The following is an 18,027-nucleotide window of genomic DNA, read 5'->3' as shown; positions in this document are numbered from 1 at the left end:
GCGGCGGCCGTACGGCGTCCGCGGGCGTGCGGGCGCCGCGGAGCCGCACTCCGGTACGGCCGCCCCCACAGGCTCGCGCCGTCACGGGGCGCCCGGACCGCGGCGCCACCTCTCGTGCACGACGACCTCGCTCAGGCGCCAGCCCTCGGCGGTGCGCAGGAGCCCGAAGTCGTAGCGGCCGCCGCACACCAGGTCCGGGGTGGCCAAGCCGCCGGGGTCGGCGACACCCATGGGGTTGAGGTAGTCGGCGCGGACGCGGGCGGTGTCGCCGGTGTCCTGGTCCAGGACGCCGAAGCGGACCTGGCGGTTGACGATCAGGTGCTGGCGCACGGCGAACAGGGCCAGGTTCTCGGCGAGCCAGGCGGCGACCCGGCCGGCGTCGCCCTCGACACCGCCCGCCGAGCGGTAGTCGGCGCGTCCGTCCGCCGTGAACAGCCCTCGGTACGCCGTCCAGTCGCCGTCGTCCACCGCCACCGCGTACGCGGTGACCAGGTCGTCCACGGCCAGGCGGTCCCTCACGGTCGCGAACTCCGCACGCTGGGTCATCGGCACAGTGTTGGGCACGGCGGGCGCGCAGCCAAGGGGTGTGCGGGGTGAATATTCGGTGGTGCCGGGCGGGTCGCACGGCCGAACCTGTCCCGGTGAACGCACAGAACGAACAACTCGTCGGCACGGAGCCCCGGTTCCGCGTCCGCGCCCGGCACACGGAGAGCACGCTCACCGTCTACCAGGCCTACCGCCCGAAGATCGGCCGGGCCGCCGCCCGCACCGGACGCTTTCCGTCCGCCTGGAAGCGGGACCGGATGACCTGGATCAAGCCGTCGTTCCTGTGGATGATGTACCGCTGCGGCTGGGGCACCAAGGAGAACGAGGAGACCGTCCTGGCCGTCGAGATCGGCCGGGACGGCTTCGAGTGGGCCCTGCGCCACGCCTGCCTGTCCCACTACGTGCCCGCGCTCCACGCGGACCAGGCCGCCTGGAAGGCCGAGTTGGCGCGCTGCCCCGCCCGGGTGCAGTGGGACCCGGAGCGGGATCTGCGCCTGAACCCGCTGCCGCACCGGTCGTTGCAGCTCGGTCTCGCCGGGGAGGCGGCGGCCCGGTACGCCGACGAGTGGATCGTCGGCATCGAGGACGTCACGCCGCTGGCCACGCAGATCCACGGGCTGGTGCGGGCGGGGGAGCTGGAGCGGGCGAAGGCGCTGCTGCCGGAGGAACGGCCGTATCCGGTGGCCGACGAGGTGCTGGCCCGTCTGCGGGCGTAGGAGGGCGACAGGATCGCGGGGACGCGGGTGCCGGTCCCCGGCGCGCCGCGCCGGTCAGGCCGCCTCGAAGACCTGACCGCGGATCGCCTCGGCCCACTCGATCACCAACAGCTCGTACTCCGCGCGCTCCTGGGCCGACAGAGTGCCGCCCGCACGCAGCCACAGCGCCCGGATCTGCTCGTTCACCTCGGCAGCGGAGCGCACGGAACCAGGGGGCGGGGATTCGGGGGACATGGCGACCAGCCTAGGGGCAAGGGCTGACCGTGCGCTACCGGATGGCTACGCAGAAGGTATGGGGTTGGTCACCGGCCGCGGCCGGTCATCCGTCCGTGGCGGCGAACAGGGCGGCGCCCGCGGGGCGTTGCCCAGGTCGTGGGCGGGCCGCCGCGGGCGCGAAGATGTCCGAAACAGAGCGGGTGGGGCGCTGGGGTCAGCCCGCCGACTCCGCCGCGTGCGGGCTCAGCACGCCCGCGCTGACCAGCGCGATGATGACCACACCGAGGGCGATGCGGTACCAGACGAACGGCATGAAGCTCTTGTTGGAGATCCACTTCATGAACCACGCGATGACGGCGTATCCCGAGGCGAACGCGATCACCGTCGCGAACAGGGTGGGCGGCCAGTCCACGTGGCCCTCGCCCAGCGAGTCCTTCACCTCGAAGGCGCCGGAGGCGAGGACGGCCGGGATGGCGAGCAGGAAGGAGTAGCGGGCCGCGGCCTCGCGCCGGTAGCCCATGAACAGGCCGCCGCTGATGGTCGCGCCGGAGCGGGAGACGCCGGGGATGAGGGCGCAGGCCTGGCAGAGGCCGAAGATCAGGCCGTCCTTGACGCCGAGGTTCTCCAGGGTCTTGCGCTGCTTGGGCGCGCGGTGCCGGCCGCCGGTCTCGTCGCGGGCCGCCAGCCGGTCGGCGATGCCGATGATCACACCGATGACGATGAGCATGGTGGCGGTGATCCGCAGATCGCGGAACGGCCCCTCGATCTGGTCCTTCAGCGTCACGCCCAGCAGCCCGATCGGGATGGAGCCGACGATCACCAGCCAGCCCATCTGCGCGTCGTGGTCGCGCCGCATCGCCTTGTCGAACAGTGAGCGGAACCAGGACGAGATGATCCGGCCGATGTCCTTGCGGAAGTAGATGAGGACCGCGGTCTCCGTGCCGATCTGCGTGATGGCCGTGAAGGCCGCCCCCGGGTCCTTCCAGCCCGAGAACGCCGCGGTCAGCCGCAGGTGCGCGCTGGAGGAGACGGGCAGGAACTCGGTCAGCCCCTGGACGAGTCCGAGGACGAGGGATTCAAACCAAGACATGAAGGTATGGCGTCCAAGCGCTGAGGGGTGAAGAGGTGATCATGTGACGGAGGAAGCGTAGCGGGCCCCGCCGACAGCGCGGCGGCGAGGTCCCTCCCGAAGGCCGCCGGGCAGGGGCCGGCGTCTTCCCTAGGCGGCCGACGGGCCGGTGACCGTCCAGCCCGGGGTCTGCGGACGGGCCGTCAGGTCCTCGTGGCGCACGGGGTCGCCGCAGGCCCGGCAGGTGACCACCGGCACCAGTTCCTCGCCGCAGCTGTGCTCGACGACCATGGGCAGGTCGACGCCCTTGCGCAGGTGCCGGTCGCCCCACTCCTTGAGGGTCATCAGGACGGGCTCCAGCTCCAGCCCGGCCTGCGTGGGCCGGTACTCGAAGCGCTGGGGGCGCTCGCTGTAGAGGCGTTTGGTGAGGATGCCGGCCTCCACCAGGCGGCGCAGCCGGGTGGACAGGATGTCGCGCGGGGCGCCGATGTTGCGCACGAGCTGGTCGAAGCGGCCGTTGCCCAGGCACACCTCCCGCAGGACGAGCAGGGAGTACTTCTCGCCGACGACCGCGAGGGCGTCGGCGATGGAGCAGGGGCGCGAATCCTTCGTGGCGGCCATGCGCTCCAGTCTAGAGGAGGGTTTGAATTTCCAACCCGAGGGGCTATGGTGAGTTCGTATTTCCTACTCACCGGTAGCTCGTCCGATCAAGCTGGAGGCCGGCGCCATGCGAGACGCGGTCATCGTCGAAGCCGTACGCACCCCCGTCGGCAAGGGCAAGCCGAACGGCTCCCTCGCCCACGTCCACCCCGTGCAACTCCTCGCCCACACCCTGCGCACCCTGGTCGAGCGCTCCGGCGTCGACCCGGCCCTCATCGACGACGTGATCGGCGGCACCGTCGACCAGGTCGGCGAGCAGGCCATGAACACCACCCGCTACGCCGTGCTGGCCGCCGACCTCCCCGAGTCCGTCCCGGCGACCACCGTCGACCGCCAGTGCGGCTCCTCACAGCAGGCCGTCCACTTCGCCGCGCAGGGCGTGATCTCGGGCGCGTACGACCTCGTGGTCGCCTGTGGTGTGGAGTCGATGAGCCGGGTGCCGATGTGGTCCAACGTGCCCGCCGGCAAGGACCCGTTCGGGCCCGGGGTCGCCGAGCGCTACCCGGACGGCCTGGTCCCGCAGGGGATCAGCGCGGAACTCATCGCCGCCAAGTGGTCCCTCACGCGCGCGCGGATGGACGAGTTCGCCGTCTCCTCGCACCACAAGGCCGCCGCGGCCTGGCGGGCCGGGCTCTTCGACGCCGAGGTCGCCCCGCTCGACGGCGTCGCCCGCGACGAGTGCGTCCGCCCGGACAGCACCCCGGAGATCCTCGCCGGTCTCAAGCCCGCCTACTACGACCCCGGCTTCGCCGAGCGCTTCCCGCAGATCGAGTGGAACGTCACCGCGGGCAACGCGAGCCCCGTCAACGACGGTGCCTCGGCCGTCCTGATCACCTCCAGCGACACCGCGGCCCGGCTCGGCCTGCGCCCGCTGGCCCGCCTCCACAGCTTCGCCGTGACCGGATCCGACCCGCTGCTCATGCTCACCGGGGTCGTCCCGGCCACCGAGAAGGTGCTGCGCCGGGCCGGACTGAAGCTGGACGACATCGACCTGTTCGAGGTCAACGAGGCCTTCTCCAGCGTGGTGCTCGCCTGGCAGCAGGAGACCGGCGCCGACCTCGCCAAGGTCAACGTGCACGGCGGTGCCATCGCCCTCGGCCACCCGCTCGGCGCCAGCGGCACCCGCCTGACCACGACCCTGGTCCACGCGATGCGCGAACGCGGCGCCCGCTACGCCCTGCAGACCATGTGCGAGGCGGGCGGGCTCGCCAACGCGATGATCCTGGAAGGCGTCTGAGCCCGGGCTGCGGCAGGGCACCCGACCGGTCGGGACGGCGCCGGGCCGCCGGTCACCAGGCCATGGCCCGCCCGGCGGCGGCCACCAGCTCGTCGGTCGCGGCGATGGCCGCCTCCCGGCGCGCGGCCAGCACGGTGCGGTCGGCGGCGTCGCGCAGGCCGAACGCGGCCAGGGCCGCCTGGCGGGCCACCGGCGCCAGGGACGGTTCGAGGACGGAGACAGCGACCAAGGGGGCGGTGACGGCGGAGCGGGTGGCGTGGGACGCGGCCCGTGCCGCCTCGGTGGCGTCCCTGCCCGCGCCGCTCAGGCGCAGGTCCTCGCGGTGCCACAGGGCCCGCCGGTGGTCGCCCAGGGCCGCCACCAGTTCGCCCAGCGCCACCCGCAGTGCCTCGGCCCGCCGCTCGGCGCGGGCGGCCCGCTCACGCCGCGACTGGAGCAGTGCGGTGAACGCGCCGCCGAGCAGCGTGCCGGCGACGGCGATGACGCTCGACCACATGGAAGGCCCTCCCCGGCGGACGGGCGCCGCCGCTCACCGGCCGCGCAGCTGGTGGCGCTTGCGCCAGGCCACCACCGTGCCCGCGAGCGCCGGTACGGCGATGCAGGCCATCGCGATCAGGAAGGCCGGGGAGGTCGGTGCCGAGGCACGGGCGCCCGCGACGGCGTAGGCGGCGGTGTTGGGGATCGAGCCCAGAGCGGTGGCCAGCAGGAAGGGCAGCCAGCCCATGCGGGAGACGGCCGCGCAGTAGTTCGCCGCCCAGAACGGCACCCCCGGGAAGAGCCGCAGGGCCAGCATGGACCGGAACCCGTGCCGGCTGAGCTGCCCGTCGGCCGCGCGCAGCCAGCGGCCCCGCAGCAGCGGGCGCAGCGCGTCCTGCCCGAGCAGCCGGCCCAGCCCGAAGGCCACCCCGGCTCCGAGCACCGTGCCCGTCAGCGCGGTCGCCAGCCCCAGCTGCGAGCCGAACAGCGCGCCCGCGGCCAGGTTCAGCAGGGGACGCGGCACGAACGCCACGGTGCACAGCCCGTACGCCGCAGCGAACACGACGGCCGCCGCGGCCCCGCCGAGCTGTGGCGGCCAGCCGTGCGTCAGCAGCCGTTGCGGCTCGAAGAGCAGCACGCACGCGGCGGCACCCACGAGCAGGGCGACCAGCAGCGACAGCCGTGCGTACGGGGACAGCAGCGCGCGGGTGCAGCGGGCGGCCAACCCCGCGGGGCGCAGCGGGAGAACGGGGACGACGAGCTCCTGGGCGGCGGCCCGGGGAGAGGCCGTGGCGGTGCCAGAGCGGTTGGCATCGAGCATCCGATGACATTAGCCGACGAACATGTGTGATCGCCGTCAGCTCCGTCCCGGGACCGTCACAGCACGGCACCGGCGCCCTCGGGACACCGGTGGAGGCGGGGCGGGACGAGAGGGGGTCCAGGCGTTCAGGACGCCTGGACCCGTGCCTCACGCGGCCAGGGCGTGACCGGGGTGCAGGACCACCTTGGTGTAGCCCTCGATCCGCTTGTCGAACTTCTCGTACGCCTGCGGTGCCTGGTCCAGCGGCAGCTCGTGGGAGACCACGAAACTGGGCTTGGCCCGCCCGGCGATGATCATGTCGCGCAGCTGGCGGTTGTACCGCTTGACGTTGCACTGACCGGTGCCCATCTGCTGGCCCTTCTCGAACATCCGGCCGATGGAGACCAGCAGCTGACCCTTCTTGGCGTGCTCGTCGGGGCCGCCGGGGTCCGAGGGCACGTACAGACCCGGTACGCCGAGCATGCCCGTCGGCCGTACCGTCTCGACCAACTCGTTGAGGACGATGGCGGGTTCCTCGTGGCTGGCGTCGTGGCTCTGGGCCTGGTAGCCGACGGCGTCGACGCCCTTGTCGGTGCCCTCACCTCCGGTCTGTTCCTTGATCTGCTCCGCCGGGTCGCCCTGGGTGAAGTCGATGGGGATGGCTCCCATCTCCTCCGCCTTGGCCAGCCGCTCGGGCACCCGGTCGACGGAGAACACCTTCGCCGCACCGCGCAGCAGCGCCGAGTAGGCGGCCATCAGGCCCACCGGTCCGGCGCCGTAGACGGCCACGGACTCACCGGGCGACACCTGGGCGAGTTCGCAACCGTGGTAGCCGGTCGGGAAGATGTCCGCGAGCAGCACGAAGTCCGTCTCGAACTCCTCGCCCGGGGGCAGCTTCAGGCAGTTGAAGTCGGCGTACGGCACCCGCAGCCGCTCGGCCTGCCCGCCGATGAACGGCCCCATCGCCACATAGCCGTAGGCCCCGCCGGCGAATCCGGGATTGACCGTCAGGCAGAACCCGGTCTTCCCGACGAGACAGTTCTTGCAGAATCCGCAGGCGACGTTGAAGGGCATCACCACGCGGTCACCCTCGGACAGGGAGGTCACCCCGTCGCCGACCTCCTCGACGATGCCCAGGTTCTCGTGTCCGAAGACGATGCCCGCCTCGGCCGCCGTGCGGCCCTCGTACATGTGCAGGTCCGACCCGCAAATGGCGGTCGACGTGACCCGTACGAGGACGTCGTTGGGGTGCTGGATCCGAGGGTCCTGGACCTCCTTCACCACCACGCTGAAAGGCTCTTCGTAGACGACGGCTTTCACGTCTGTCACCTCCGCGTCGAGCGTCACCCCCCTGTCTTCCAGGGAACGCCCGCACGGAAGGGGCCGCAAGCCACGTCGCGAAGGACCGGTGTACCGAGCACCGACATCGCGGAAGCGAACGATGCGCGAAAACCATTCGACGCCCGGCGTGCCGTCGGCGATGATCGACGGCATGTTCCGGTACGCCTTCCACGTCGCAGCATCCGCCGTCGCGGATGCTCCGAAGGCTGCCGTCCCGCACCTCGCGGCCGCCGTCGACGGCGCCCGAAGCTGACCCTCCCCGGATCGTCCGGCGGACCCCGCAGGGGGAGGGTCGGCCGGTCACCGGGGTCCTGCGTCTTCTGTCACGGCTGAGAGGCTTCGAGGTACAGCCATGTCCAAAACGGCCTACGTGCGCACCAAGCCACACCTGAACATCGGCACCATGGGTCACGTCGACCACGGCAAGACCACCCTGACCGCCGCCATCACCAAGGTCCTCGCGGAGCGCGGCACCGGCACCTTCGTCCCGTTCGACCGCATCGACCGCGCCCCGGAGGAGGCCGCCCGCGGCATCACCATCAACATCGCCCACGTCGAGTACGAGACCGACACCCGGCACTACGCCCACGTCGACATGCCGGGCCACGCCGACTACGTGAAGAACATGGTCACCGGCGCCGCCCAGCTCGACGGGGCCGTCCTGGTCGTCTCCGCGCTCGACGGGATCATGCCGCAGACCGCCGAACACGTCCTGCTCGCCCGGCAGGTCGGCGTCGACCACATCGTGGTCGCGCTGAACAAGGCCGACGCGGGCGACGAGGAGCTGACCGACCTGGTCGAACTGGAGGTCCGCGACCTGCTCACCGCCCAGGGGTACCCGGGCGACGCCGTACCCGTCGTCCGCGTCTCCGGGCTGAGGGCCCTGGAGGGCGACCCACGCTGGACGGCGTCGGTCGAGGCGCTGCTCGACGCGGTGGACACCTACGTGCCGGTGCCGGAGCGGTACCTGGACGCGCCGTTCCTGCTGCCGGTCGAGAACGTCCTGACCATCACCGGGCGCGGCACGGTCGTGACCGGGGCCGTGGAGCGCGGGACCCTCCGGCTGGGCGACCGGGTGACGGTGCTGGGCGCGGAGACCGAGACCGTGGTCACCGGCATCGAGACCTTCGGCAAGCCGATGGAGGAGGCACAGGCCGGCGACAACGTGGCGCTGCTGCTGCGCGGGGTGCCCCGGGACGCCGTCCGGCGCGGGCACGTGGTCGCGGCACCGGGCAGTGTGGCGCCGAGCCGGCGGTTCACCGCGCGGGTGTACGTGCTGTCCGCGCGGGAGGGGGGCCGCACGACGCCGGTCGTCAGCGGGTACCGGCCGCAGTTCTACATCAGGACGGCGGACGTCATGGGCTCCGTTGACCTCGGCGAGGCGGCCGTGGCCCGGCCCGGGGACACGGTCGAGATGAGCGTCGAGCTGGGACGGGAGGTGCCGTTGGAGCCGGGGCTCGGCTTCGCGATCCGTGAGGGCGGGCGGACCGTGGGGGCGGGGACCGTCGTCGCCGTGGAGTGAAGGGCCGCGGATGCGGACGCCGACAATGGAGAGGTGAACGCATCGATACCCGTCACCCGCACCACCGACCACGGCACCGCCAAGCTGATGCCGGACGTCGACCGTGAGCGGGCCTGGCTGCTCACGGTCGACGGGGCGCCCCAGTCGTACGTCGATCTCGACGACCCGGAGTACCTGGAGTTCGAGTACGCGCGACGGCTGGGGTACGTCCTGGACACCGTGGCCGAGGCCGGGCGGGCGGTGGACGCGGTGCACCTGGGCGGGGGCGCGCTCACGCTGCCCCGCTACCTCGCCGCCACCCGCCCCGGCTCCCGGCAGGACGTCGTCGAGGCCGACCGGGGCCTGCTGGAGCTGGTCACCGAGCGGCTGCCGCTGCCGGAGGGCTCGGGCATCACGCTGCACGCTGCCGATGCCCGGGCCTGGCTGGAGGGGGCTCCGGACGACCACGCCGACGTGCTGGTCGCCGATGTGTTCGGCGGGTCCAGGGTGCCGGCGCACCTGACCACGCTCGCCTACGTCCGTGAGGCCGAGCGGGTGCTGCGGGCCGACGGGGTGTACCTGGCCAACCTCGCGGACGCGGCGCCGTTCGCGTTCCTGCGGTCCCAACTGGCCGCGCTGGCGTCCGTGTTCGAGGAGCTCGCGCTGATCGCGGAGCCGGCCGTGCTGCGCGGGCGGCGGTTCGGGAACGCGGTGCTCGTCGCCTCGCACCGGCCGCTCGACACCGCGACGCCGGCCCGGCGCGCCGCGGCGGACGCCTTTCCGGCGCGGGTGGCACACGGTGCGGCGGTGCGGGAGTTCATCGGTGCGGCACGACCGGTGGAGGACGCGGACGCCGTACCGTCACCCGAGCCCCCCGCCGGCTCGTTCGGCATCGGCTGAGGGCGCCGGGGGCCGGCCGTGCTGGGTGGGCGGTTCGGAAGCGCGGTGGTCGTCGTCTCGCGCTGGTCGCCGGGCGCCGTGGCGCCTTTGCGGCGCGGGTGAACGGGGTGGGTCGTCACTCGAGCCCCCGGCCAGGTCGTCCGGTGTCGGCTGAGGACGTCGGGGGCCGGCCGTGCTGGGTGGGCGGTTCGGGAGCGCGGTGGTCGTCGTCTCGCGTTGGTCGCCGGGCGCCGTGACGCCTTTGCGGCGCGGGTGAACACGGTGCGTCACTCGAGTCCCGCGACGGGTCGTCCGGCTTCGGCTGAGGGCGTCGGGGAGCCGGTGACCGGGTGCGTGCGGCGGGTGAGACGGCGGACGTCCGGGACCAGCAGCACCAGGGCGGTGACCAGGACCACCAGGCCGGCGCAGCCCCACAGGGCGGCCGGGCGGCCGACGGCGGTCTCGGCCGGGCCGGCCAGGGCCGTGGCGAGCGGCATGAGCGAGACCGAGCCGAACCAGTCGTAGGCCGAGACCCGGGAGAGCTTGTCCTCGGGGATCTCCTGGTGCAGCGCGGTCATCCAGGAGACGCCGAACACCTCCACCGTCGTACCCGCGACGAACATCACCCCGTACAGCACGCCCGCCGGCACCGGCACGGCGAGCGCGGCCCCCGGCAGGGCCAGCGGGAAGACGCACAGCGTGCCGGCGAGCAGCAGCCGGCGCGGCTTCCAGCGGGTCATCAGCAGGGCGCCGGCCACCGTGCCCGCGCCGAACGCGGCCAGCGCCAGACCCCAGGGCCCCGCGCCGCCCAGGCTGTCCCGGGCGACGAGGGGACCGTAGACCGCGTCGGCCGCGCCGACCACCGCGTTGGCGATCGAGAACTGCACGACGATGCCCCACAGCCAGGGCCGGCCGCTGAACTCCCGCCAGCCCTCGCGGAGATCGGCCAGCAGGCCCCCGCCCGGCGCGCGCGGCGGGATGTGGCCGACGTCGAGGAAGGAGCGCAGCGCGGCGGCGACGGCGAAGGCCGCCGCGTCGAGGGCGAGCACCCAGCCGGGGCCGACGGCCGCGACCAGGGCGCCGCCCAGTGCCGCGCCGCCGAGCGCCGCGCCCTGGGTGGCCATCCGGAAGACGGCGAACGCCCGGCCCGCCTGTTCGCCCTCCACGGACGACATCAGCATGCCCTCCGCGGCGGGGCCGAAGAACGCCTGACCGGTGCCGCCGAGCGCGGTGAGCAGCATCATCTGCCACAGCCTGGGCTCACCGGCGAGGACCAGGGCCGCGAACGCCGCCTGGGACAGGCAGTTGAGCGTGTTGGCGGCGACCATCACCCGGTGCCGGGGGAGCCGGTCCGCGACCGCGCCGCCGATGAGCAGGAAGACCACCAGCGGCAGGGTGCGGGACGCGGCGACCAGGCCGACGTCCCCGCCGTCGCCGCCCGACTCCAGCACGGCGAACGCGGCGGCGATCAGCGAGCCGTTCGCGCCGAGGCTGGTCACGATGGCGGCCGCGGTCAGCAGGGAGTAGTTGCGCCCCGCCCAGGCGGGGCCACGGGGGCGGACGGGGGAGCCGGCGGTCTGGGTCACCGGCCGACTATCCCCGCCCGGCTCCCGCTGTGCCAAGTCGGTTTCGCGGACGCCGTGGGCGGGGCGCGCGGCCCCCGTGAGGGTCAGTCCGTGATCGGGTCGCCGTGCAGCCGCACGGTGGCGAGGATCTTGTTCATGGTCGCGTCGGGCACTTCGTCCTTGACGCCCTTCGCGCCGTAGAACGTCCAGGAGACGAAGCTGCCCGTGGAGTTCTTGAAGGCGAACGTGGTGGCCTTGCCGTCGGTGTCGCACTTGTTCTTCTTCGGCGCACCGATCACGTACGACGTCGCGACGCTGCCCTTCACGCCCGACGCCGTGGTGAAGGACTTCGCCTTCCCGATCCGCAGGTACTTCTTGGCGGCCTCCGACTGGTCGGTGTAGCCGCCGAAGGCGAAGGTGGCCGAGTCGCCGCGGGCGATGCTCGCGGTGTCCTTGGCGCCGTTCTCGCCCTTCGTGCCGCCGGCCGCGAGCGCGTGCGACTCCTTGGTGCCGTTGTCCTCGGAGGTGCAGTAGTCGGGCTTCAGGAACGTGGTGCCGGAGAAGCCGATGTACGCGGAGCCGTCGCCCTTCTTCTCGTCCTCGAAGAAGGAGAAGACGCCGGGCCGCTCCACCTCCCAGTCGGCGGGTACGTCGAAGGCCGTGCCGTACTTGGGGTTGACCACGACCTTCCAGCCAGCCACGGTCGGCTTCGCGGTCTCGTTGCCGCGTGGGTCGCCGGTCGCGGACGACGTGGGCGAGGCGGGCCCGGTGGCCGTCGGCGACGGGCTCGTGCGCTGTCCGCCCTTGCCGTTGTCCGCCTCGTCGTCCTTCGAGCCGCCCAGCACCAGGTAGCCGGTCACGGCGGCGGTGACGACGACCGCCGTGGCCGCCACGATCGCCACGAGCTTGGTGCGGCCGTCACCGCCCCGCGGAGGCCGGGGCGCGGGCGCGCCGGGGGGCTGCCCCGGCTGCCCCCACGGCGGCTGCTGTCCGTACGGGCCGGTCTGCGGCTGCTGTCCGTACGGGCCCGCCTGCCCCTGCTGACCGTAGGCACCGGCCTGCGGGTACTGCTGGTAGCCGGGCTGCTGGTACGGGTTCGGCTGCTGGTAACCAGGCTGCTGGTACGGGTTGTTCTGCTGGCTCTGCTGCGGGTTGGGCGCGCCCCCCGGCGGCTGCTGATCTGGCCACATGGCCAGTAACCCTAGTGGCATCCCTGGCCAGGCCCTGCTACTCGTGAGTAACATGAAGGTCATGAGCGCAGACCAGATGTCCATCGGCGACATGCTCGCCGCCACCGTGCCCATGGCCCGGACCCTCAACCTGGAGTTCCTCGAAACCGCGCCCGACAAGGCCGTGGTCTCCCTGCCGGACCAGGGCGCCTACCACAACCACGTCGGCGGCCCGCACGCCGGTGCGATGTTCACCCTCGGGGAGTCCGCCAGCGGCGCCATCGTGCTGGCCGCCTTCGGGGACCAGCTGGCGCGCGCCGTGCCGCTCGCCGTGCGCGCCGAGATCGCCTACAAGAAGCTGGCCATGGGCGTCGTCACCGCGACCGCGACGCTGGGCCGCCCGGCCGCCGAGGTCGTCGCCGAACTGGACGCCGGACAGCGCCCCGAGTTCCCCGTGTCCGTCGAGATCCTGCGCGCGGACGGCGCCGTGACCGGCGAGATGACCGTCGTGTGGACCCTCCGCCCGGCCGACCAGCGGAAGTGAGCCCCGCACCCCGGCAACTCCCGGCACGGTTCGGGGCGTTGCCGGGTGCACGTCCTTGAGGGGCGTGCTCAGTCGAGGCAGAACTCGTTGCCCTCGACGTCCAGCATCCCGATGCACGCGTCGGTGCCGTCGTACAGGAGACGTTCGCGTACGGCGCCGAGCGCGACCAGTCGTGCGCATTCGGCCTCAAGCGCGGCCAGGCGCTCCTCGCCCACGAGCCCGGTGGCGACCCGCACGTCGAGATGCACCCGGTTCTTGACGACCTTGCCTTCGGGTACGCGCTGGAAGAACAGGCGCGGTCCCACCCCCGTGGGGTCACTGCACGCGAACCACGAACCCCGGTCCTCGGGCGGGCGGGAGCGGTCGAAGTCGTCCCAAGTGGCGAATCCCGCCGGCGGCGGCGATACGACGTACCCCAGCACCTCGCACCAGAAGCGGGCGACGCGCTCGGGTTCCCTGCAGTCGAAGGTGACCTGGAACTGCTTGACCGATGACATCCGCGCACCATAGCAGGGGCCCTGCCGCTCGTCTCCCGGCACCAACTCGGCGCTCGACGAGGCCGGTTAGGGCATACCCACGGTAACCCTGGTACGGCAAACCCGATTTCCACCGAAGGCATTCCCGCTCCTTGTTTCCTGTGAGCCGCTTGTGCCAAGGTGAGCCTCCCCACGGAGGGGCAAAGGCAGACGGCGTCGACGTCAAGGCCGGCCCTTTAGGTATGCACCAATCAGGCACTGCTTTCCCACGGGATCCGCTCCCCCACATGCGGTCCCGCGGCTGGAAAGGAAATGGTTCCGTGCGGTCCTCTCACCCCCCACACCCGCCCTGTCCGCCCCTCCCCGGCCCGGCCGGGGAGCCCGACCGCGCACTCGTCGCCCGGCTGAGCGGTCCCGAGGACGGCCGTCACCACGCCGTCGCGCTGCTGCTCGCCCGGCACTGGCGGGCCACCCGCGACTACGCCGTGGTCTGCCTGGCCGCCGCCGGGCCCGCCGCCCAACTGGCGGCCACCGCCGCCTTCCACCAGGTGCTCGGCCGTGCGGCGGGCGGCGTGGCCGGCGGCGCCCTGCGGCTGCGGCTGCTGGTCGCCGTCCGCGACACCGTCCGCGCCTGGGCCGCGGACGAGGCGGCCCGCATCGCCCTGCCGGAATTGCGCAAAACCACGGGCGGGCGCGGACTGTACGCCACAAAGCCCGGACCGCCGGAAAGCAGGCAGCTCGCCGCCCGCGCATTCCAGGCCCTTCCCGGCGCCTCGCAATGCCTTCTCTGGCACACCGAGGTCGAAGCCGAACCCATAAACATACCCGCTGGTCTGTCGGGGATCGACACGATCACCGCGACAACCGCCCTGGAGCAGGCACGCGAGCAATTCCGTGCCGGTTGCGTACGCGCCCACCGGGAACTCGCGCCCACCGAGGAATGCCGTTTCCTCAACCGGCTCCTCGACGTCCCCATCCGGCGCGGCGGCGTCCTGCTGCCCGACGTGCGCCGGCACCTGGCGGTCTGCGCCCACTGCCGGTACGCCGCCGAACAACTCGGCCTCTTCGACGGCGGCCTGCCCCTGCTGCTCGCCGAGACCGTGCTCGGCTGGGGAGCCCGCCGCTACCTCGCATCACGCCCCGGCCGCGCCGCCCGCGAGGAGTGGCCGCCCCCGCCGGTGCCGTCGGCCGCACCCCCGGCCACCGGCGGCCGGCACCGCACCGGAACCGGGCACCGCAAGGCCGTCGCCATCGGCGTCGGACTCACCTCGCTCGCGCTGCTCGCCACCGTCCTCGTGGTCCGCGGCCGGTCCGGCGACAGCGGTGTCCCGGACCCCGGCGCCACCTGGGGTGCCCCCGCCGCAGGCACCGCACGGCCGAGCGGCACCGGCGCCCGGCCCGTCACCTCATCCTCCGCCGCCTCCGCCGGCGCATCCGTCGAGGTCGCCCGCGGTTCCCTGCGGGGCCTGGGCTCCGGGCTCTGTCTGGACGTGCGCGGCGCCAGGGTGGCGGCGGGTGCGGAAGCCCGGCTCGCACGGTGCTCGGCTGCGGCCTCGCAGCAGTGGTCGTACCGGGACGACGGTCTGCTGCACAGCGCCGCCGACCCCGCACTGTGCCTCGCCGCCGACCCCGTGACCAGGAGCGTCACCCTGGCCGGCTGCGTCGCCCCCGCCGGCGAGGTGTCGTACGACGTCACGGTGCGCGGCGAGATCCTGCTGCGCGGACACCGCCGGTCGGCCCTGACACAGGGGTCCGGCCGTCCCGGCGCGGAAGTCGGGGTGGGGGAACGCGACGGGTCGGCGCGGCAGAGGTGGGTGCTGGAGGCCCACATGGGCACGGCGGCACGGTCCGGTACGGGACCGGGGGGTTCCGGCGCGGGTACGGACGGGCCGGGTAGTGGGCGGCAGCGTTCCGGCGCGGGGGCGGACGGGCCGGATGGCGGGCCGCAGGGCTTGCGTGCCGGATCCGCGGGACCGGGCCTGCCCGGTGTGCGGGCTGTGCCCCGCGAGCACAGCGACTCCAGTGGGTCCGGCGGGTCCCGCGGGACCGGTGCCGGGCGGCCGGAAGCGCCGCAGGGCGGTGGCGGGCAGATCCCCGGGCACGAGGGGGGCGGCGGCCGTTCGCGGGCGAAGCCGGTGCGTCCCGGTCAGGCCGGGGAGCGGGGCGAGCCGCGCATCGCGCAGGTCCGTGCGGCGGCGCCGGAGCCGCCGACCGGGGGAGGAGGAGTCACGGTCGGGGTGGGCGTCAGCGCACGCTTCGAGCGGGTGGATGGGCAGGCCCGCGCGAGCCCGCTCACAGCACCTCCGCCCGGATGAGCACCGACAACACCAACGCCCCCGGCAGCAACGGCACCCAGTCCGACAGCACCCGGTACCCGATCACCGTGGCCGTCGCCACCGTGGGCCCCGCGCCGAACGTGACCAGCGTCCACACCAGCGCCGCGTCGACCGCCAGCCCGCCCGGCGCCGGCACCGCCCCGGCGGCCGTGCCCGCCGCCAGGTGGGCCAGCACCACCTGTTCCCACGGCAGCCCCAGCCCGAGCGAGGCCCCGACGCAGGCCAGCGTGCCCGCCTGCACCAGCGGCATCGCGACCGCCCCGCCCCACAGGGCGATCACGCGGCAGGGCCGGGAGTGCACCACGCGCACGTCGGCCAGGGCGGAGCGCAGCAGCCCGGTCACCGGCCGCCGTAACGGCCGTACGACCGTCAGCAGCACCCCGGCCACGGCGGCCGCGCCGCCCGCGACGGCGGCGAGCGGTACCAGCAGCCGCCCGTCGGGGACCAGGTCCCCGAGGCGGCGCGAGGCCGGGGAGACCGCCAGGAACACCAGCAGGACCAGCGTCTTCGCCGTGGACCGGGCCAGCGAGTACAACCCGATCGACGCCGTCGCCCGCTCCAGCGGTACGCCCCGCCCGCGCAGGAAGCGCAGGGTGACCGCGTGCGCGCCGAGTCCGGCGGGGAGCGCGTGGTTGGCGGCGCCGGCGGCGAACTGCGAGGCCAGCAGCAGCCCGGGCGGCACCCGGTCGGGCAGGGCCCCCTGCCGGGCGCAGGAGGCGGCCACCCAGGTCAGACAGGTGAGACCGGCTCCGGCCAGCAGCCATCCCGGGTCGGCCGCGATCAGCCGCCGTACCCCCTCGTACACCACGGGCCGGTTGGCCACGGCCCAGCCGGCCGCGAGCAGCAGGGGCGCCAGGCACAGGGCCAGCCGCACCGGCCGGGCGGACACCCGGGACGCCGGCCGGGCCGTGGCCGTGGTTCCGGGAGACACGCCGGGGACCGACGGGGCCGGCGCGGCGGGACCGTGGCGGGGAGCCGCGGCCGGGGGCAGCGAGCGGGATGGCGGCAGTGAGGACACGGGGACGTCGTCCTTCCGCGGTGGGCCCCTCGGCGGGGCCTGGGGGAGGCGGGCCGGGCTGAACCGCGGAGAGCCTTCCCCTCCCGCGTGACACCGGGATGGCCGGAAACGTAAGGGGCGAGGGCGCAACGGTGCCGCGGGCCGGGCGCGGGCGAGCGGCCGTTCACCGCCGACCAGGTAGCCTTCCCTTGGGACGCGCTTTACATGCGGCGGCCCGGCGGGCAAGGACAGCGACAGGGGAGGACCGGCGGTGCACGTCCAGGAATGGCTCGACTCGGTGCCGGCGATCGCCGTCTACGCCGTGGTGGCCCTGGTGATCGGTCTGGAGAGCCTGGGCATCCCGCTGCCGGGGGAGATCATCCTGGTCTCCGCGGCGCTGTTGTCCTCCCAGCACTCGGGCGTCAACCCGGTGGTGCTCGGCGCCTGCGCCACCGCGGGCGCGGTGGTCGGCGACTCCATCGGCTACGCCATCGGCCGCAAGGGCGGACGCCCGCTGCTGGCCTGGCTCGCCCGGAAGTTCCCACGTCACTTCAGCGCGGGCCATGTGGCCACCGCCGAGCGCTCCTTCGAGAAGTGGGGCATGTGGGCGGTCTTCTTCGGCCGCTTCGTCGCCCTGCTGCGCATCTTCGCCGGGCCCCTCGCGGGCGTCCTGCACATGCCGTACTGGAAGTTCCTCATCGCCAACGTCCTCGGCGGCATCTGCTGGGCCGGTGGCACGACGGCCGTCATCTACTACGTGGGCATCGTCGCCGAGGACTGGCTGAAGCGCTTCTCGTACGTGGGCCTGGGAGTGGCGGTGCTGATCGGCCTGGCCTCCATGCTGATCATCAGGCGCAAGGCGAGGAAGGCCCAGCCGGACCGGCGGGAAGCGGAACCGGTGGGCGCCGGCGACTGAGGCGCCCGGCGAGGAGGCAGCGCGCCGCCGTGAGCGCCGTTACCGGTGCACGTCCTTGTGGGCCTTGCCCAGCTCGGCGTACAGGGTGCCGTTGAGGGTGACCCCTTGCCGCTCCTCCTCGGAGAGGGGCCGCTTCACCTTCGCCGGCACTCCCGCCACGAGCGACCCGGCGGGCACCACCATCCCCTGCGGCACCAGCGCCTGAGCCGCGACCAGCGAACCCGCGCCGATCACCGCCCCGTTGAGCACGGTCGCCCCCATCCCGATGAGGCAGTCGTCCTCGACGGTCGCCCCGTGCACCACCGCGTTGTGCCCGATGGACACCCGCTCCCCGACGGTGACGGGGAACCCGGGATCGGCGTGCAGGGTGACGTTGTCCTGCACGTTGGCCCGTGCCCCCACGGTGATCTTCTCGACGTCACCGCGCACCACGGCCCCGTACCAGACACTGGCCCCCGCGTGCAGGGTGACGTCCCCGATCACGGACGCCGTGGGCGCCACGAACGCCTCCGGGTCGACCCGCGGCTCCTTGCCCCCGATACCCACGATCAGCGCCTTGTGCGTCATCACCGTCTCCTCGTGT

20 protein-coding genes are annotated in these 18,027 nt (G+C 73.5%); 8 read left to right on the top strand and 12 right to left on the bottom strand.

The window, feature by feature from the left end; all coding sequences use genetic code 11:
- Positions 1 to 81 precede the first annotated feature (81 nt).
- A complete protein-coding gene (locus AB0946_RS18970; RefSeq protein ID WP_366761733.1) occupies positions 82 to 546 on the bottom strand; it encodes a nuclear transport factor 2 family protein in 465 nt (154 codons plus the stop codon).
- A 95-nt stretch (positions 547 to 641) separates the two neighbouring features.
- Here AB0946_RS18970 and AB0946_RS18965 point away from each other — a divergent pair, with 95 nt between their 5' ends.
- Entirely contained in the window at positions 642 to 1,262 is a 621-nt protein-coding gene (locus tag AB0946_RS18965; RefSeq protein ID WP_366761732.1) for a DUF4291 domain-containing protein, read from the top strand.
- A gap of 54 nt (positions 1,263 to 1,316) precedes the next feature.
- On the opposite strand, the gene AB0946_RS18960 is transcribed toward AB0946_RS18965, so the two are convergent.
- The 3 genes from AB0946_RS18960 to AB0946_RS18950 form a co-directional block, all read right to left on the bottom strand.
- On the bottom strand, positions 1,317 to 1,496 hold the full coding sequence (locus AB0946_RS18960) for a hypothetical protein (protein WP_366761731.1): 180 nt from the start codon (positions 1,494 to 1,496) through the stop codon (positions 1,317 to 1,319).
- Between the two features lie 196 nt (positions 1,497 to 1,692).
- Entirely contained in the window at positions 1,693 to 2,568 is an 876-nt protein-coding gene (locus AB0946_RS18955; RefSeq protein ID WP_366761730.1) for an undecaprenyl-diphosphate phosphatase, read from the bottom strand.
- 129 nt (positions 2,569 to 2,697) lie between these two features.
- On the bottom strand, positions 2,698 to 3,168 hold the full coding sequence (locus AB0946_RS18950; protein WP_171158398.1) for a helix-turn-helix domain-containing protein: 471 nt from the start codon (positions 3,166 to 3,168) through the stop codon (positions 2,698 to 2,700).
- A gap of 106 nt (positions 3,169 to 3,274) precedes the next feature.
- On the opposite strand from AB0946_RS18950, the gene AB0946_RS18945 reads away from it, so the two are divergent.
- Positions 3,275 to 4,444 carry a thiolase family protein gene (locus tag AB0946_RS18945; RefSeq protein ID WP_366761729.1) on the top strand — a complete coding sequence of 390 codons (1,170 nt, stop codon included), beginning with the start codon at positions 3,275 to 3,277 and terminating at the stop codon, positions 4,442 to 4,444.
- A 52-nt stretch (positions 4,445 to 4,496) separates the two neighbouring features.
- Here AB0946_RS18945 and AB0946_RS18940 read toward each other — a convergent pair whose 3' ends face one another.
- The 3 genes from AB0946_RS18940 to AB0946_RS18930 form a co-directional block, all read right to left on the bottom strand.
- The gene (locus AB0946_RS18940) at positions 4,497 to 4,940 is read right to left on the bottom strand and encodes a protein kilB (RefSeq protein ID WP_366761728.1); all 444 of its coding nucleotides are present in this window, start codon (positions 4,938 to 4,940) and stop codon (positions 4,497 to 4,499) included.
- Positions 4,941 to 4,973: 33 nt separating this feature from the next.
- The gene (locus tag AB0946_RS18935; protein WP_366761727.1) at positions 4,974 to 5,741 is read right to left on the bottom strand and encodes a VTT domain-containing protein; all 768 of its coding nucleotides are present in this window, start codon (positions 5,739 to 5,741) and stop codon (positions 4,974 to 4,976) included.
- Between the two features lie 147 nt (positions 5,742 to 5,888).
- The gene (locus AB0946_RS18930) at positions 5,889 to 7,040 is read right to left on the bottom strand and encodes a glutathione-independent formaldehyde dehydrogenase (RefSeq protein ID WP_366761726.1); all 1,152 of its coding nucleotides are present in this window, start codon (positions 7,038 to 7,040) and stop codon (positions 5,889 to 5,891) included.
- Between the two features lie 121 nt (positions 7,041 to 7,161).
- On the opposite strand from AB0946_RS18930, the gene AB0946_RS18925 reads away from it, so the two are divergent.
- The 3 genes from AB0946_RS18925 to AB0946_RS18915 all read left to right on the top strand — a co-directional run bounded on the left by AB0946_RS18925 (position 7,162) and on the right by AB0946_RS18915 (position 9,462).
- Positions 7,162 to 7,314 (top strand): hypothetical protein, encoded by a 153-nt coding sequence (locus AB0946_RS18925; RefSeq protein WP_366761788.1) that lies wholly within the window; start codon positions 7,162 to 7,164, stop codon positions 7,312 to 7,314.
- Positions 7,315 to 7,413: 99 nt separating this feature from the next.
- Complete coding sequence (gene tuf, locus AB0946_RS18920; RefSeq protein ID WP_366761725.1) at positions 7,414 to 8,583, top strand: elongation factor Tu; 1,170 nt, start codon at positions 7,414 to 7,416, stop codon at positions 8,581 to 8,583.
- Between the two features lie 33 nt (positions 8,584 to 8,616).
- Positions 8,617 to 9,462 (top strand): fused MFS/spermidine synthase, encoded by an 846-nt coding sequence (locus AB0946_RS18915; protein ID WP_366761724.1) that lies wholly within the window; start codon positions 8,617 to 8,619, stop codon positions 9,460 to 9,462.
- A 266-nt stretch (positions 9,463 to 9,728) separates the two neighbouring features.
- On the opposite strand, the gene AB0946_RS18910 is transcribed toward AB0946_RS18915, so the two are convergent.
- Together AB0946_RS18910 and AB0946_RS18905 are read right to left on the bottom strand one after the other, a co-directional pair.
- The gene (locus AB0946_RS18910; protein ID WP_366761723.1) at positions 9,729 to 11,027 is read right to left on the bottom strand and encodes an MFS transporter; all 1,299 of its coding nucleotides are present in this window, start codon (positions 11,025 to 11,027) and stop codon (positions 9,729 to 9,731) included.
- Between the two features lie 83 nt (positions 11,028 to 11,110).
- Positions 11,111 to 12,196 (bottom strand): hypothetical protein, encoded by a 1,086-nt coding sequence (locus tag AB0946_RS18905; RefSeq protein ID WP_366761722.1) that lies wholly within the window; start codon positions 12,194 to 12,196, stop codon positions 11,111 to 11,113.
- A 61-nt stretch (positions 12,197 to 12,257) separates the two neighbouring features.
- On the opposite strand from AB0946_RS18905, the gene AB0946_RS18900 reads away from it, so the two are divergent.
- Positions 12,258 to 12,719, top strand: coding sequence for a DUF4442 domain-containing protein (locus tag AB0946_RS18900; protein ID WP_366761721.1), 462 nt, complete (start codon positions 12,258 to 12,260; stop codon positions 12,717 to 12,719).
- A 68-nt stretch (positions 12,720 to 12,787) separates the two neighbouring features.
- On the opposite strand, the gene AB0946_RS18895 is transcribed toward AB0946_RS18900, so the two are convergent.
- The gene (locus tag AB0946_RS18895; protein WP_366761720.1) at positions 12,788 to 13,216 is read right to left on the bottom strand and encodes a VOC family protein; all 429 of its coding nucleotides are present in this window, start codon (positions 13,214 to 13,216) and stop codon (positions 12,788 to 12,790) included.
- A gap of 299 nt (positions 13,217 to 13,515) precedes the next feature.
- Between AB0946_RS18895 and AB0946_RS18890 the strand changes: the two genes are divergently transcribed.
- Entirely contained in the window at positions 13,516 to 15,510 is a 1,995-nt protein-coding gene (locus AB0946_RS18890) for an RICIN domain-containing protein (protein WP_366761719.1), read from the top strand.
- Here AB0946_RS18890 and AB0946_RS18885 read toward each other — a convergent pair.
- Positions 15,488 to 16,549 carry a lysylphosphatidylglycerol synthase transmembrane domain-containing protein gene (locus AB0946_RS18885; RefSeq protein WP_366761718.1) on the bottom strand — a complete coding sequence of 354 codons (1,062 nt, stop codon included), beginning with the start codon at positions 16,547 to 16,549 and terminating at the stop codon, positions 15,488 to 15,490. The genes AB0946_RS18890 and AB0946_RS18885 overlap by 23 nt on opposite strands.
- A 250-nt stretch (positions 16,550 to 16,799) precedes the next feature.
- Here AB0946_RS18885 and AB0946_RS18880 point away from each other — a divergent pair, with 250 nt between their 5' ends.
- On the top strand, positions 16,800 to 17,444 hold the full coding sequence (locus AB0946_RS18880) for a DedA family protein (RefSeq protein ID WP_366761717.1): 645 nt from the start codon (positions 16,800 to 16,802) through the stop codon (positions 17,442 to 17,444).
- A 39-nt stretch (positions 17,445 to 17,483) separates the two neighbouring features.
- Here AB0946_RS18880 and AB0946_RS18875 read toward each other — a convergent pair whose 3' ends face one another.
- Entirely contained in the window at positions 17,484 to 18,011 is a 528-nt protein-coding gene (locus tag AB0946_RS18875) for a gamma carbonic anhydrase family protein (protein WP_366761716.1), read from the bottom strand.
- Between the last annotated feature and the right edge of the window lie 16 nt (positions 18,012 to 18,027).

Source organism: Streptomyces sp. NPDC046870 (assembly GCF_040704595.1).
Taxonomy (GTDB): Bacteria; Actinomycetota; Actinomycetes; order Streptomycetales; family Streptomycetaceae; genus Streptomyces; species Streptomyces argyrophylli.
The sequence above is the reverse complement of the archived record's forward strand: the minus strand, read 5'-3'. Positions and strand labels throughout refer to the sequence as shown.

Coding starts and splice junctions, on each gene's coding strand:
- AB0946_RS18970 (WP_366761733.1), bottom strand. CDS start 546: ATGACCCAGCGTGCGGAGTTCGCGACCGTGAGGGACCGCCTGGCCGTG.
- AB0946_RS18955 (WP_366761730.1), bottom strand. CDS start 2,568: ATGTCTTGGTTTGAATCCCTCGTCCTCGGACTCGTCCAGGGGCTGACC.
- AB0946_RS18905 (WP_366761722.1), bottom strand. CDS start 12,196: ATGTGGCCAGATCAGCAGCCGCCGGGGGGCGCGCCCAACCCGCAGCAG.
- AB0946_RS18935 (WP_366761727.1), bottom strand. CDS start 5,741: ATGCTCGATGCCAACCGCTCTGGCACCGCCACGGCCTCTCCCCGGGCC.
- AB0946_RS18900 (WP_366761721.1), top strand. CDS start 12,258: ATGAGCGCAGACCAGATGTCCATCGGCGACATGCTCGCCGCCACCGTG.
- AB0946_RS18945 (WP_366761729.1), top strand. CDS start 3,275: ATGCGAGACGCGGTCATCGTCGAAGCCGTACGCACCCCCGTCGGCAAG.
- AB0946_RS18960 (WP_366761731.1), bottom strand. CDS start 1,496: ATGTCCCCCGAATCCCCGCCCCCTGGTTCCGTGCGCTCCGCTGCCGAG.
- AB0946_RS18950 (WP_171158398.1), bottom strand. CDS start 3,168: ATGGCCGCCACGAAGGATTCGCGCCCCTGCTCCATCGCCGACGCCCTC.
- tuf (WP_366761725.1), top strand. CDS start 7,414: ATGTCCAAAACGGCCTACGTGCGCACCAAGCCACACCTGAACATCGGC.
- AB0946_RS18925 (WP_366761788.1), top strand. CDS start 7,162: ATGCGCGAAAACCATTCGACGCCCGGCGTGCCGTCGGCGATGATCGAC.
- AB0946_RS18940 (WP_366761728.1), bottom strand. CDS start 4,940: ATGTGGTCGAGCGTCATCGCCGTCGCCGGCACGCTGCTCGGCGGCGCG.
- AB0946_RS18895 (WP_366761720.1), bottom strand. CDS start 13,216: ATGTCATCGGTCAAGCAGTTCCAGGTCACCTTCGACTGCAGGGAACCC.
- AB0946_RS18875 (WP_366761716.1), bottom strand. CDS start 18,011: ATGACGCACAAGGCGCTGATCGTGGGTATCGGGGGCAAGGAGCCGCGG.